10 protein-coding genes and 1 pseudogene are annotated in these 13,070 nt (G+C 62.9%); 5 read left to right on the top strand and 6 right to left on the bottom strand.

Annotated features, from left to right (window positions below):
• The first annotated feature begins 8 nt into the window (after nt 1–8).
• Nucleotides 9–998: a C45 family autoproteolytic acyltransferase/hydrolase gene (locus tag JHX87_RS16225; RefSeq protein ID WP_377775992.1), complete on the top strand. Its 990-nt coding sequence runs from the start codon at nt 9–11 to the stop codon at nt 996–998.
• Between the two features lie 44 nt (nt 999–1,042).
• On the opposite strand, the gene JHX87_RS16220 is transcribed toward JHX87_RS16225, so the two are convergent.
• Together JHX87_RS16220 and JHX87_RS16215 are read right to left on the bottom strand one after the other, a co-directional pair.
• Complete coding sequence (locus tag JHX87_RS16220) at nt 1,043–2,494, bottom strand: aldehyde dehydrogenase family protein (protein WP_271883784.1); 1,452 nt, start codon at nt 2,492–2,494, stop codon at nt 1,043–1,045.
• A 139-nt stretch (nt 2,495–2,633) separates the two neighbouring features.
• Nucleotides 2,634–3,539 (bottom strand): LysR family transcriptional regulator, encoded by a 906-nt coding sequence (locus JHX87_RS16215; protein WP_271883785.1) that lies wholly within the window; start codon nt 3,537–3,539, stop codon nt 2,634–2,636.
• Between the two features lie 210 nt (nt 3,540–3,749).
• Between JHX87_RS16215 and speB the strand changes: the two genes are divergently transcribed.
• From speB to JHX87_RS16195, 4 genes are read left to right on the top strand one after another with little or no spacing between them, the layout of a single operon-like run.
• Entirely contained in the window at nt 3,750–4,703 is a 954-nt protein-coding gene (speB, locus tag JHX87_RS16210; protein WP_271883787.1) for an agmatinase, read from the top strand.
• A gap of 20 nt (nt 4,704–4,723) precedes the next feature.
• The gene (locus JHX87_RS16205) at nt 4,724–6,076 is read left to right on the top strand and encodes a YjiH family protein (protein ID WP_271883788.1); all 1,353 of its coding nucleotides are present in this window, start codon (nt 4,724–4,726) and stop codon (nt 6,074–6,076) included.
• A 16-nt stretch (nt 6,077–6,092) separates the two neighbouring features.
• Complete coding sequence (locus tag JHX87_RS16200) at nt 6,093–6,545, top strand: universal stress protein (protein WP_271883789.1); 453 nt, start codon at nt 6,093–6,095, stop codon at nt 6,543–6,545.
• Nucleotides 6,542–8,149 carry a 5-guanidino-2-oxopentanoate decarboxylase gene (locus JHX87_RS16195; protein ID WP_271883790.1) on the top strand — a complete coding sequence of 536 codons (1,608 nt, stop codon included), beginning with the start codon at nt 6,542–6,544 and terminating at the stop codon, nt 8,147–8,149. The genes JHX87_RS16200 and JHX87_RS16195 overlap by 4 nt, the downstream gene beginning before the upstream one ends.
• Before the next feature lie 26 nt (nt 8,150–8,175).
• On the opposite strand, the pseudogene JHX87_RS16190 reads toward JHX87_RS16195, so the two are convergent.
• The 4 genes and pseudogenes from JHX87_RS16190 to JHX87_RS16175 all read right to left on the bottom strand — a co-directional run.
• Nucleotides 8,176–8,331 (bottom strand): annotated as a pseudogene (locus tag JHX87_RS16190) (IS5/IS1182 family transposase); the annotation flags it as partial.
• A 101-nt stretch (nt 8,332–8,432) separates the two neighbouring features.
• Nucleotides 8,433–10,505: an alpha-galactosidase gene (locus JHX87_RS16185; RefSeq protein WP_271883791.1), complete on the bottom strand. Its 2,073-nt coding sequence runs from the start codon at nt 10,503–10,505 to the stop codon at nt 8,433–8,435.
• A 92-nt stretch (nt 10,506–10,597) separates the two neighbouring features.
• Entirely contained in the window at nt 10,598–11,683 is a 1,086-nt protein-coding gene (locus JHX87_RS16180) for an ABC transporter ATP-binding protein (RefSeq protein WP_271883792.1), read from the bottom strand.
• Nucleotides 11,684–11,747: 64 nt separating this feature from the next.
• Nucleotides 11,748–13,046 (bottom strand): ABC transporter substrate-binding protein, encoded by a 1,299-nt coding sequence (locus JHX87_RS16175; RefSeq protein ID WP_271883793.1) that lies wholly within the window; start codon nt 13,044–13,046, stop codon nt 11,748–11,750.
• Nucleotides 13,047–13,070: the final 24 nt, after the last annotated feature.

The raw sequence follows: 13,070 nt of genomic DNA, 5'->3' as shown, positions 1-13,070 counted from the left end.
GAATGCAGATTGCATGGCGAGCGATAAGCGAAACGACACCCGGTCCGATTTGGGCCGGGTTGTTTGCCCAATATTGGCCCGCCTATCGCCGCTGGTTCCTGTCCGAAGGTGCGGATGCACGGCCGACCTATCTTGAATGCCGGACGGCCCTGCAACAGCACATGCCAGAGATCATGCCGCTTTACGAGGCGCTGTGCGATCTGGCGGGCGGGGGCGATCTGTCGTCGCGATTTCTGTCCTTCTATCGACCTCCGCCCTATCTGTCGGGCTGCAGTCAGGCGATCTGGCCGGGGAAAGAGCCGGTCATCGTGCGCAATTACGACTATAACCCGCTGGCTTTCGATGCGATCTTCCTGAACACGGGCTGGCATGGCCGGCGGGTGATGGGCAGCTCGGACGGGTTGTGGGGGCTTGTCGACGGGATGAACGATGCCGGTCTTGCCGTGTCCTTGACCTTCGGCGGGCGCCGGATCGTTGGCGATGGGTTTGGCGTGCCGCTGATCCTGCGCTATGTGCTGCAGACCTGCGAGACGGCGGCAGAGGCATCCGATGTGCTGGCGCGCATTCCGACGCATATGAGCTATAACGTGACGGTGCTGGACCGAAAGCGCCGCTTCGCGACGGTCTATATGGCGCCGGACCGCCCGGCCATCGTGTCGCATAATGCCGTCGCGACCAATCATCAGGAACGGGTCGAGTGGGAGGCCCATGCCCGTATGACCGCCACGGTCGAGCGTGAGCGTTTCCTGCTGCAACGCCTGACCCTGCATGTCGAGCCCGAGGAAAAATTCATCGGCGCCTTTCTGAAACCGCCGATCTATTCGACCGCCTTCGATCGTGGCTTTGGCACGCTTTACACGGCGGTCTACAGGCCAAGAAAGGGCGAGGCGGAACTGCGCTGGCCGGGCGCGCGCTGGCCGATGCGCTTCAATGGTTTCGTCGATGAGACGCGCAGCATTCACGTGCCCGCGCCCGTCGCGCAGCAAAAACCGGCCTGACCCAGCGTCCGCCCGTCCGCAGTAGTCGCCGCCCGTCGCGGGGATCAGACCTCAGACAGGATGTGTTTCACGCCCTGATAGCCCGACAGGCCCCAAGGTCCCAGTTCCCGCCCGATCCCGCTTTGCTTGAAGCCGCCCCAGGCACTGTCGGGATAGACGATCTGCGGCGTGTTGATCCAGATCTGGCCCGCCTCGATCTGATCGGCAATCCCCTTGGCGCGGGCCCAGTCGCCGCTGACCACGGATCCGACAAGGCCAAAGATCGTGTCATTGGCCGCCGCGACCGCCTCGTCCTCGGACGCGACCGAGGTTGTCGCCAGCACCGGGCCAAAGATCTCATCACGCCACAAGACGTGATCTCTTGGGACATCGCGAAAGATCGTCGGTGCGATGAAATCCCCATGACGGTCGATCCTGTCGCCGCCGGTCAAAAGGCTCAGACCGTCGGATCTGGCCTCGGCGATGAAGGACAGGACCTTGCGGTATTGCGCATTCGTGGTCATCGGCCCCATCTCTGTCCCGTCTTCAAAGGGAGAGCCGATCTTCAGCGCATTTGTTCTGGCCACAAGCGCCTCGACCAGATCGGCTTCGATCGCACGATCGACGATCAGGCGCGAGGTCGCCGAACACATCTGACCGCTGTTGAAAAAGATGCCGCCCATGATGCAATCGATCGCCTGATCCAGATCGGCATCGGCGGTCACGATGATCGAGGATTTGCCGCCCAGTTCCAGCGACACCGGCAGACAGCGCGCCGAGACGGCCTCCATCACCCTGGCGCCGATCATGTTTGACCCGGTAAAGCTGATCTTGCGCAGTTCGGGCGCATGGGTCAGTGCAACGCCGACCTCTGCCGCGCCGGTCACGATATTCAGCACCCCGGCGGGCAGACCGATTTCCTCGGCGATCTCGCCATAGACCAGTTCGTTCAGCGGGGTCATCTCGCTGGTTTTCATCACCGCGGTGCAGCCCGCGGCCAGCGCGGGCGCGATCTTCCAGGCGCTGGTGACAAGCGGAAAGTTCCACGGAACGATCAGGCCGACCGGGCCGACCGGTTCATGCCGAACCAGCCCGAAATGCGCGCCGCCCATGTGATCGACGCGCGCATCCTGCCGCTCGTCCAGACCGTCGGCCAGACCGGCGTAATAGTCGAAGGTGGCGATGGCATCGTCGACGTCGATCTCTGCCTCGATGCGGGGTTTGCCGTTGTTGTGCATCTGAACGCGGACAAGATATGTCTTGCGGGCCTCCAGCCCGCGCGCAAAGCCGCGCAGATAGCGCGCGCGCCGGTCGCCGGGCAGTCGTTTCCAGCCCGGAAAGGCCATCGCCGCAGCCCGGGCCGCCTGCTGAACATCCCCGGCATTGCCCGGCACCAGCCGCGACAGGACAGCGCCGGTACTGGGGTCGATCACCTGTAAAGGATCGCTGCCCCGGCCATGCTGCCATTCCCCGCCAATGAAAACTGTCTTTTCGCGTTCAAGCAATGCATCGGCCATGATCGTCCCTTTCATCCTTTGCCCTACTATCCGGCATGGCAGGATGGGAAAGGATCACGAACGCCCCACGTGTTTCATCGACGGAAATCGACGCATCATAACCCGGCACCGCGCTCTGTCAGGCGTCAGGCGTGCCCCTTCATGCCGATCGATGCGCCTCAAGGATCGCCTGCCGGACCGTATGGACCCTGCGTTCGCGTGCGATATCTTCGCGGGCGGCCACGCTCATCGGCAGTTCATGGACATATCTGTCGGGCAGGATGGCGCGCAATTCGTCCTTCTCGACCCATTTCGCGGCAACATGGTCGGGCAGATAGCCGACATGCGTGCCCGCCAGCAGGAAATAGGCGACACCTTCCATGTAATGCGCTGTCACGGTGGTGACGGGCGGATGCGCGAAATGGATGGTCTGGGGCAGATCATAGGCACGCGACACCCAGTCGGATTGTTCAAGCACCAGCGGATCGACCCCGTCCGGCGCCAGGTCGAACAGCGGATGGCCCCGGCCGCAATAGATCTTGTGCCGTTCCCGGAACAGCTGTTCGTATTTAAGGCTGGGCATGACCGTGTTGAACCACCCCACAGCGATATCCGCCTCGCGTTTCATAAGGGCGACATCAATGCGCCCCGGGGCCATCTGCCGGATCTCGAAATGCAGAAAAGGATGTTCGGTCCGTAATGTCCTGAGCGCATCGGCCAGCCGAAATTCCGGATGCGACAGGATGTTGTCGATCAGATAGATGCGGATCACCCCGACCAGATCTTCCTGCGCGGCCTCGACCGTGCTGACAAACTCGCCAAGGTCACGCAATAGCTTGTAGGTCGAGGTCAGCACGATCTCTCCCTGATTGGTCAGCGCAAAGCCCGCGCGCCCGCGATCGCACAGACGAAAGCCAAGCCGGGTCTCCAGATTCGAGATCTGGGTGCTGATCGTCGAGGCCGCGACATTCAGCCGATCCTGCGCCGCGGCAAAGCCGCCGCTTTCGGCAACCGCCACGAAAACCCTCAAAAGATGGATATCCGCATCACGGACTTGCTTGAGCATTTTCGATACCGCTATTTTTTTCGATCTCAAGCCCCAATGCATCCATGGTTTTCCGATCTTGGCAAGGAATTTAAAAATGGGTCGAGGAGGCAGCCACCCCGCCGACCGCGATGTTCCGGTCGGCCCGGCACGCATGCATTTGAGCCGAAAGCGGGCAAAGGTATCGTTCGGACAAGGCGGCGGCGGACAGTTAGCGGAGGAGAGCGCAGGATGACGGACGACCCGAATTTCAACCAGCCGCTGGGCGGCAATCAGATGCCGCGCTTTGGCGGACCGGCCACGATGATGCGCCTGCCAAGCGCGCCCAATGCGGCCGGTCTGGACGCCTGTTTCGTGGGCATTCCCATGGATATCGGCGCCTCGAACCGGGCCGGTACGCGTCACGGCCCGCGTCAGATCCGTGATGAAAGCCGCATGATCCGGCCCTTCAACATGGCCACGGGCGCGGCCCCCTTCGCGCGGATGCAGGTCGCCGATATTGGCGATGTGCCGATCAACACCTTCGATCTAAAGAAATCCGTCGCCATCATCGAAGATTTCTATGACGAGCTTTTGTCGCATGACGCGATCCCGCTGACCCTGGGCGGCGATCATACGCTGAGCTGGCCGATCCTGAAGGCCATCGCGAAGAAGCACGGCCCGGTCGCGCTGATCCATGTCGATGCCCATTCCGATACCAATGAACACATGTTCGGCGAAACCGTCGCCCATGGCTGCCCCTTCCGCCGCGCCTGGGAAGATGGCTGCCTGCAGAACGACAAGGTGACGCAGATCGGGGTCCGGACGACCGGCTATGCGCCCGATGATTTTGACTGGGGCCGCTCCAAGGGCTGGCGCGTCGTTCAAGCCGAGGAATGCTGGTACAAGTCGCTGGCCCCGCTGATGGCCGAGATCCGCGAGCGTATCGGCGATGCGCCGGTCTATCTGACCTTCGATATCGACAGTCTCGATCCGGCCTTCGCCCCCGGCACCGGCACGGTCGAACCGGGCGGATTGTCGATCTGGCAAGCCTATGAAATCGTGCGCGGCTGTGCGGGTCTGAACCTTGTCGGCTGCGATCTGGTCGAGGTCTCTCCGCCCTACGATCCCAGCGGCAATACCGCCCTGATCGCCGCAAATCTTCTTTACGAGATGCTGTGCGTCCTGCCGGACCGGCGCGGCTGAAAGTACAGGAGGTTCAAGGTATGAACGACACCATCGTTTCGACAGCGCCGCGCAGCCTGTGGCTGAAATTCATCCTGCCCTCATTGCTGGGCGCTATCGTTTTTCTCTTTCCCGTCCCGAACGGGGAAAGCTTCACCATTCCTTTCGGCATCCTGATCGACTGGGTGAACGAGAATTTAAGCACGCTTGTCAGCGGATTGCTGATCGCCGTGACCGTATTGTCCGCCGCCCTGACGATTGCATTCTCGACCTTCCGGCTGGATGTGGGGTCTGCCTTCATCAAGAAGGTCTTCCGGGTATCCCCGACCTGGCTGATCCTGCGGGTTCTGGGCGCGGTGTTCTGCGTGCTTTACTTCACCGGGATCGGCCCCGAATTCATCACCTCGGGCGCGACGGGAGGAACCGTCGTCGGCTTTCTGATGAAGAACCTGCTGGCGCTGTTCTTCTTTGCCGCGCTGGCGCTGCCGCTGCTGACGGATTACGGCTTCATGGAATTCGTGGGCTCTTTCCTGTCGCGCGCCTTCAAGCGGCTGTTCCGGTTGCCGGGACGCTCGGCCATCGACGGGCTGGCCTCGTGGTTGGGCGCGGCGCCGGTGGGCGTCATGCTGACGGTGCAGCAATATGACATGGGCGTCTACAGCCGACGTCAGGCCGCCACTGTCGCCACGACCTTCTCGATCGTGTCCGTGCCGTTCTGTTATGTCATCGCCAAGGTCGTCGGCCTGCAGGACGTCTTTTTCAGCTATTACGGATCGGTCATGCTGATCGGCTTTGTCTGCGCGCTGATCCTGCCCCGCATTCCGCCGCTGACCTGGATTCCCGACAGCTATGCCCCCGGCGTGACGCCGCATGAAGACGACGTGCTGAAGCCGGGTGAAACGGCGATGCAGGCCGGAACCCGCATGGCGCTGGCCCGTGCGTCCGAGGCGCCCGGCTTCGCAGGATTTCTGAGCAAGGGTCTTCATAACCTGATCGGCATCTGGTTCGGCCTTGTCCCCGCGACACTGGCCATTGCAATGATGTCGCTGATCGTGGCCGAATACACGCCCTTGTTTACCTGGCTTTCGACCCCCTTCGTGCCAATTCTGGAATGGGCGGGCGTTGCCGATGCCCAGGCAGCCGCCCCCGGCATGATCATCGGTTTTGCCGACATGTATCTGCCGGCGCTGATCGGAGCCGATATCCCAAGCCAGGAAACCCGTTTCCTGATCGCCATCCTGTCGGTATCGCAGCTGATCTACATGTCCGAGGTGGGCGCATTGCTGCTGCGAGCCAATCTTGGGCTGCATCTGGGCCATCTGGTCATGATCTTCGTGATCCGCACCATCATCGCGACACCTCTTGCCATCCTTCTGGCCAAGCTTGTCTTCTGAGAACAGGGAAAGCACCATGACGTCAGCCACTTCACCACGCAAGATCCTTGTGCCGCTGGATTCCTCGTCAGAGCATAACCGCAGCCGGTTCTTCGATTTCGTCGAACAGCAGGCACTGTCGGGCGATGCCAGCATCGTGTTTCTGACCGTCGTGCCGGAACTGTTCATGTCCACCGTGACGGATCCCGAAGGCATGATCGAGACGATGATCAAACACGCAACGCACGAGCAGGCCGCGATGTTGTCACAGCGCTGGCCCGACCTGCCCAGCGACCAGCGCCTGGTCAGATATGGCCCTGTGGCCGGCACGATCATCGATACCGCCGAGGAAATCAGTGCTGATCTGATCGTGATGCGCGCGCGGCGCCCGGGCGTCGCGTCTTACGCCTTGGGCTCGGTCGCATCGCGGGTGGTCAATCACGCGCAGGCGTCGGTCCTTGTGATCCGCAATGATGGAGCGTCAGAATGACAACTCTGGGTGAGATCCTTCCACGCCTGCTTGAGGCGCATGGTTTCGACACGGTATTCGGCATTCCCGGCGTCCATACGGTCGAACTCTATCGCGGCATGCCCGACACCGCGCTGACCCATATCACGCCCCGCCACGAACAGGGCGCGGGCTTCATGGCCGACGGCTATGCCCGGGCCACGGGACGGCCCGCAGCCTGTTTCATCATCTCGGGGCCGGGCATGACCAATATCGCCACCGCCATGGGTCAGGCCTATGCGGATTCGGTGCCGATGCTGGTCATCTCCAGCGTTCTGAACAGAAACGAGCTTGGCCGTGGCGAGGGGCGCCTGCACGAGCTCAAGAACCAAAGCGCGCTGGTCGAGGGCGTGGCCGCCTTCAGCCATACCGTCATGTCGCGGGATGAGCTTCCCGCCGTGCTGGACCGCGCCGCCGCGGTGTTTCACGCGGCACGCCCGCGTCCCGTGCATATCGAATTGCCGCTGGATGTCATCGTGGCCCCGGCCGATCATCTGCTGCCTGACGCCCGCCCCCATCCCCTGCGCCCGTCCCCCTCATCCGAGGCTGTCATCCAGGTCGCCGATTGGCTCAGCGGTGCAGAGGCCCCGCTGGTCATTCTGGGCGGCGGCACGGCGGGCGCCGCCGATGAGGCGCAGCGCATGGTCGAGGCATTGGGCGCGCCGACCCTTCTGACGATCAATGCCAAGGGGGTGCTGCCACCACGCCATCCGCTGCTGGTCGGCACGCTTCTGCCGCAACAGCCGGTGCTGGATGCCTTGCGCGAGGCGGATGTGGTTCTGGCCATTGGCACCGAACTGGGCGAGACGGACACGTTGCTGTTTGGCGATCGACCGAAGATCGAGGGCATGCTGATCCGTGTCGATATCGAGGCCGAGCAGCTCAGCCGCAATGCGACTGCCGATCTGGGGATCGTGGCGGATGCCGGGAATTTCTGCGCCGCCCTGGCCGAAGAGGCCAACGCCGCACCCCGCAGCAACGGCGTGGACCGCGCCGCCCGGCTGAGAAAGGCCGCCTGGGGCTCCATCCCCGATGCCTATCAAATCCATGGCCGGATTTTTGATATGATCGCTGATCGCTGGCCAGACCTGATCGTTGCCGGGGATTCCACGCAGCCCGTCTATGGCGCCAATTTGACCTATGACGCACCGGGCCCTCGTGGCTGGTTCAACTCCTCGACCGGTTACGGCACGCTTGGCTACGGGCTGCCTGCCGCTATCGGCGCAAAGATCGCTTGCCCCGATCGTCCGGTCATCGGGTTGATCGGCGATGGTGGCTTGCAATTCTCGATCGCTGAACTGGCAACCGCGGTGGAATTGCGGCTGCCCTTGCCCATCCTGCTGTGGAACAATCGCGGCTATGGCGAGATCAAGACCTATATGCGCGACCGCCAGATCCCCGAAATCGGCGTCGACATCCTGACGCCCGATTTCCAGACCATCGCCCGCGGGTTCGGATGCCATGCCGTCCGTGTGGGTACGCCTGAGGAACTGATGAGCGCGCTGGAAAAATCCCTGTCCGCCGACCGCCCCACCCTCATTGAAATCGACGACGCCACCGCGCAGGGCTGGTCGCTGACGATGTAGAAACGTGCAGGTTGCAGGCCGCTCCTTGGCGCCCCGGTTCGGGCAATCCAGAAAATCCCATCAAGGACGAGGCGATGGTTGGTGGCTTTGCGTCTGTTCGGGGCGCGGAGGGCGAGGATGAAGCGCTCAAAGAACACACATCCCTCGTCCGACATAAGGTCTCGTGCCAAGCTGGTCTCCATCGCAGATGCCAGCTTGAAACACACCCTACACCCGGGTGAAATTCCTTGCGTCGAAACGACCTATCTCAGGTCCGAATGGAAAACCTGCTGAAAGCTAACAGCTAGATCCGCTCTGCCTCGACCACCCACATCGTGGCGGGCCATGACAGCGGCAGGTTCACGCCACGCGACATCAGGACGCCGCCGGACAGGGTGATGTCTCCGGTCTCAAGCGCCACCTTGCCGCGCGATTGCGGGGGGCGGTCCTCGGGGTTCAGCAGCCGCAGGCGATAGCGGGCGTCGGGGTCCAGCCCGGTCAGTCGCTGCGCGATGGGCAGCGATTGCACCGAGGTCGCGTGGCGTCCGGCAAACAGCACAAAGCGGCTGCCATCGGCGGCGATCTGAATTTCCGATGTGACCGAGGGATCGGCGCTGTCCAGCGGGATCGTATCGCCCGCCATGCGCCAGTCGCGGGTGTCCTTCCACCAGCGGGTCACGCGGGTGAGGATTTCGGCCTCTTCTGCGGTCAGGTCGCGGGGATCCATCTCGAACCCCATATGGCGCTGCGCGGCGACCCATGCACGGAAGGACATCGGCAGAATGCGACCCGAGGTGTGGCTTTTATATGCGCCGACATGGCTGCCGGTCACTGCGGGCGGGATGAAGAGGGCCGCATCATGCTGGATGCGCAGCCGCTCGATGGCGTCGTTGGAATCAGACAGCCAGACCCGATGCGTGTGCGCCAGAACACCCATGTCGATCCGTCCCCCACCCGAGGCGCAGCTTTCGATCTCGACCGCCGGATGGGCGGCCCGCAAGCGGTCCAGCAGCGCATACAGACCGTCCGCCTGCGCCGCATCCGTGATCGGCAGCAGGCGATTGTGGTCCCATTTCAGATAGTCGATCCCATGCGCGCGCAGCAGGGCATCCAGCGCGTCGAACAGGTAATCGCGCACGTCCGGCCGGGCAATGTCCAGCAGGTATTGGTTGCGTCCCGTCAGTTGATCGTCAGGGCCCAGCAGCCAGTTGGGATGAGCGCGGAACAGATCGCTGTCGCGGTTGACCATCTCGGGCTCGACCCAGAGGCCGAAACTCATGCCGAGGGCCTGCACCTTGTCGATCAGCGGCGTCAGACCCTGGGGCCATTTCCGCCGGTCGATGGTCCAGTCGCCCAGCGAGGTGGTGTCGTCGTCGCGCTTGCCGAACCAGCCATCGTCCAGCACAAAGCGTTCGGCGCCAAGCTGAGCGGCGCGTTCGGCGATCTGTGACAGCGTATCGAGGGAATGGTCGAAATAGGTCGCCTCCCAGCAGTTATAATGCACCGGGCGGGGGCGCGTGGGATTGGGCCATGTGACGACATGATCGCGGATATGGCGCTGATAGGCACGGGCAATTCCCGCCTCTCCGGTCGTGGATACGGCCAGAACCAGATCGCCCGAATGAAACAGCGTGCCCGGGCGTTCGGAATCCCAGGCCTTTCCCATCTGCAACTGACGGCGCCCGTCCGGCAGCGCCTCGGCCACGAAGCGATGTCCGCCTGACCAGGCAAGCTGCAGGGCGTGAACCTCGCCACCCGTCTTGCCGGCGCCTCGCACGGGGATAAGCGCGACCGGCGGGTGTTCGTGCCCCGAGCGACCGCTGCGCGATTCGCGCAGGCGGATCCCATATGACCAGGGCGTGATCTGACGCTGATATTCGCGCAGCCATGTGCCGTGCCAGTCGTGGATCTCATCGGACAGCTGCGGCGCGGGCAGCACGGGCGCGGCAAGCCAGTGACAGAGGATCGCAGTCTCAGCCCGCAGCGAGGACGAGGCCGTAATCACGTCGCCCTCGCCCCGGAAACGCGCCGTGTAGGTCAGGCCCAGATCCGGGTCGGCAAAGCGCAGCGCCAGACCGTCACCCGCCACCGTCCCCTGAAAGCGAAAGCGCGGCAAAAGCGGGCCATCTGCACCGGACAGGGCCAATCCCGGCTGGCCATGGAACGAGGCCGAGGCTTCGGGGCAGATCGACAGCGGGGCAATGGCATCCAGCATGCCGCCGGTCATGTCGATCTCATGCGACGCGGACAGCATCTGCAGATCTTCATCGGCAGGTAAAGCGACGCCCCAATAGATCGCTTCGGCCATCCTGTCGTCGCGAATACGCAGGATCAGCGTTTGCGCGGATGTATCGATACGGTGAAAATTCGTCGTCATGTGGCGGCTTTCAAGGATATTGGGTCACGAGGGCAAGGTTTTGCGGGGCGCGTGGGGGAGGTGTTCACGCGCCCCGCGATCCGTCGGCGCCATCAACGGCAGCGATTGCCGTCGGCGTCGAACAGATAGGCGCGGGCGGGGTCGAAACAGGCCGTGATCGGATGGCCGCCAGGGCGGACGTCACGGGCATCTCCAAGCTTCATGATGATGCGGGTGTCACCGTCATCATGGGCATAGACATAGGATTCACCGCCAAGATGTTCGACAATATCGGTCGTCAGCTGAATTTTCGCCGGACCGTCCTGCAGCAGGTGTTCGGGCCGGATCCCCACCGTGACCTTCTGGCCGACCGTCAATCCGCCTTGCGGCAGTCGGAACGGGATCGGCTGCGATGCAACGCTGTCCAGGGTGATCCGGGCAATCTCGCCCGCGACTTCGACCACCGTTGCAGGCAGGAAATTCATCTTGGGGCTGCCGATGAAACCGGCGATGAAGATATTGTCGGGATCGTCATAGAGATCCAGCGGCGCGCCGACCTGTTCGACCCGTCCCGCGCGCAGGACGACGATCTTGTCGGCCAGGGTCATCGCCTCGACCTGATCATGGGTCACATAGATGATGGTCGCGCCCAGTTCCTTGTGCAGCCGCGCGATTTCCACCCGCATGTTCACGCGCAATTCGGCATCGAGGTTCGACAGAGGCTCGTCGAACAGGAACACCTCGGGCTTGCGGACGATGGCGCGGCCGATGGCCACGCGCTGGCGCTGGCCGCCGGACAGGGCCTTGGGCTTGCGATCCAGCAGATGGTCCAGTTGCAGAACTCTGGCGGCATCATTCACGCGGCGCTGGATCTCGGCCTTGGGCGTCTTGTCGAAGCGCAGGCCGAAGCCCATGTTCTCGCGCACGCTGAGATGCGGGTACAGCGCATAGCTTTGGAACACCATCGCCACGCCGCGTTTCGAGGGATCGACATCGTTCATCGGTGTTCCGCCGATATCCAGCGTCCCGTCAGAGATATCCTCCAGCCCCGCGACCATCCGCAAAAGCGTGGACTTGCCGCAGCCCGAAGGCCCGACGAAAACGCAGAACTCCCCCGGCTCGACGGTCAGATTGACGTCATGGATGACATGTACGTCGCCATAGATCTTGTTCACATCGGTAAGTTCGAGACCAGACATTCGGTTGTCCTCCCTAAGAAAGCGGTCGGCGAGGCGCGACGGGGCGCGCCCCGCAGCAAAGGCGTCAGAACAGCGAATTCACCTCGTCATTCGCCTGCTGCAGGATCTCTGCCGGGTCGCCATCGCCCAGCATCACGCGGTCAAAGGCCGCGCGGATGATGGCGTCGATCTCGTTGCCGTAATCGGTGATCGGAAAGGCAAAGGTGGTTTCGGGCGTGGCGACCGCGGTAAAGGCCGACACGTCGATCCCGCGCGCCTCATAGGCGGCGACGGTCTTGTCGACCTGATCGGCCTGCGCCGGAAAGACCACGCCAGCCTCGGCCACGATCGACTGGCATTCGTCCGAGCCAAGAAACTGCACCCATTTCCACGACGCGTCCGGCACATCGCTGCCCGTCCAGATGGAATCGGCCAGCCCGTTGAACATCGACTTGCGGCCCTTTGGGCCCGCCGGCACGGGCGCGAAGGCGATCGAGGGCTTGGTCTGGTTGTATTGCCCGATCAGCCAGGAGCCGACGACCGTCATCGCCCCCTTGTCCGAGAACATCAGCGTTTCCGCCCCCAGCTTGCCGGTCTGTTCCTGCATCGGCATGAAATGATGCTTGCGGCCCAGATCGCGCAGCCAGCCAAGCGTGGCGGCCAGACGCGGATCGTCAAAGCGGTATTCGGTGGCCCAGGGCGCGTCGATGAATTGCCAGCCGGTGCTGGCGGCCAGATAGCTCCATTCCGTTTCGCCGCCGGGGCTCAGCGGATTGATGACAAGGCCGAAGGTCTCGACCGAATTGCCGTCAAAGCCGTCCTGATCGCCATGCACGCCATTGCTGTCGACGGTCAGCCTGGCAATGACCTGCTGAAAGCTGCCACCATCCTCGGGGTTCCAGCTCAGATCCGCCAGATCCTCCATGCTCAGGCCCGCGGCCTGCAGCTTTTCGGTATCCACGCCAAGCGCAACGGTCGCCCAGTCCTTGGGCAGGCCGTAAACGGCGCCATCACGCGACCAGTTGTCCAGCAGACCGGGCAGATAGCCCGAAGTGTCATAGGATGCCTCGGCGATCAGCGGGGCGAGATCGGTGATGACCTGATTGGCCGACATTTCCGGCAAGCGCGTCACGTGGTTCACGAATACGTCCGGCGCATCGCCCGAAATCATCGCGGTGGTCAGCGCGGTCCAGTACTGGTCCCAGCCATTCTGCGTGATCTCGATCCTGATATCGGGGTTCACAGCCTCGAAGGCTGCGGCGCATTGCTGGTAAACGGGGGCCTGCTGGCCGTCCCACATCCAGTATTGCACGGTGTCCTGCGCCGAGGCGGCCACCGGCACAAGCGCGGTTCCGGTCAGCAGGGCAAGCATGGTCAGTTTCATCACTCTCTCTCCCATCAAGATGTC

The sequence above is a fragment of the Paracoccus fistulariae genome, from assembly GCF_028553785.1.
Classification (GTDB): Bacteria; Pseudomonadota; Alphaproteobacteria; order Rhodobacterales; family Rhodobacteraceae; genus Paracoccus; species Paracoccus fistulariae.
This window is presented reverse-complemented; position numbering and strand designations above follow the sequence as displayed.

Coding starts and splice junctions, on each gene's coding strand:
- JHX87_RS16220 (WP_271883784.1), bottom strand. CDS start 2,494: ATGGCCGATGCATTGCTTGAACGCGAAAAGACAGTTTTCATTGGCGGG.
- JHX87_RS16215 (WP_271883785.1), bottom strand. CDS start 3,539: ATGCTCAAGCAAGTCCGTGATGCGGATATCCATCTTTTGAGGGTTTTC.
- speB (WP_271883787.1), top strand. CDS start 3,750: ATGACGGACGACCCGAATTTCAACCAGCCGCTGGGCGGCAATCAGATG.
- JHX87_RS16205 (WP_271883788.1), top strand. CDS start 4,724: ATGAACGACACCATCGTTTCGACAGCGCCGCGCAGCCTGTGGCTGAAA.
- JHX87_RS16200 (WP_271883789.1), top strand. CDS start 6,093: ATGACGTCAGCCACTTCACCACGCAAGATCCTTGTGCCGCTGGATTCC.
- JHX87_RS16195 (WP_271883790.1), top strand. CDS start 6,542: ATGACAACTCTGGGTGAGATCCTTCCACGCCTGCTTGAGGCGCATGGT.
- JHX87_RS16185 (WP_271883791.1), bottom strand. CDS start 10,505: ATGACGACGAATTTTCACCGTATCGATACATCCGCGCAAACGCTGATC.
- JHX87_RS16180 (WP_271883792.1), bottom strand. CDS start 11,683: ATGTCTGGTCTCGAACTTACCGATGTGAACAAGATCTATGGCGACGTA.
- JHX87_RS16175 (WP_271883793.1), bottom strand. CDS start 13,046: ATGAAACTGACCATGCTTGCCCTGCTGACCGGAACCGCGCTTGTGCCG.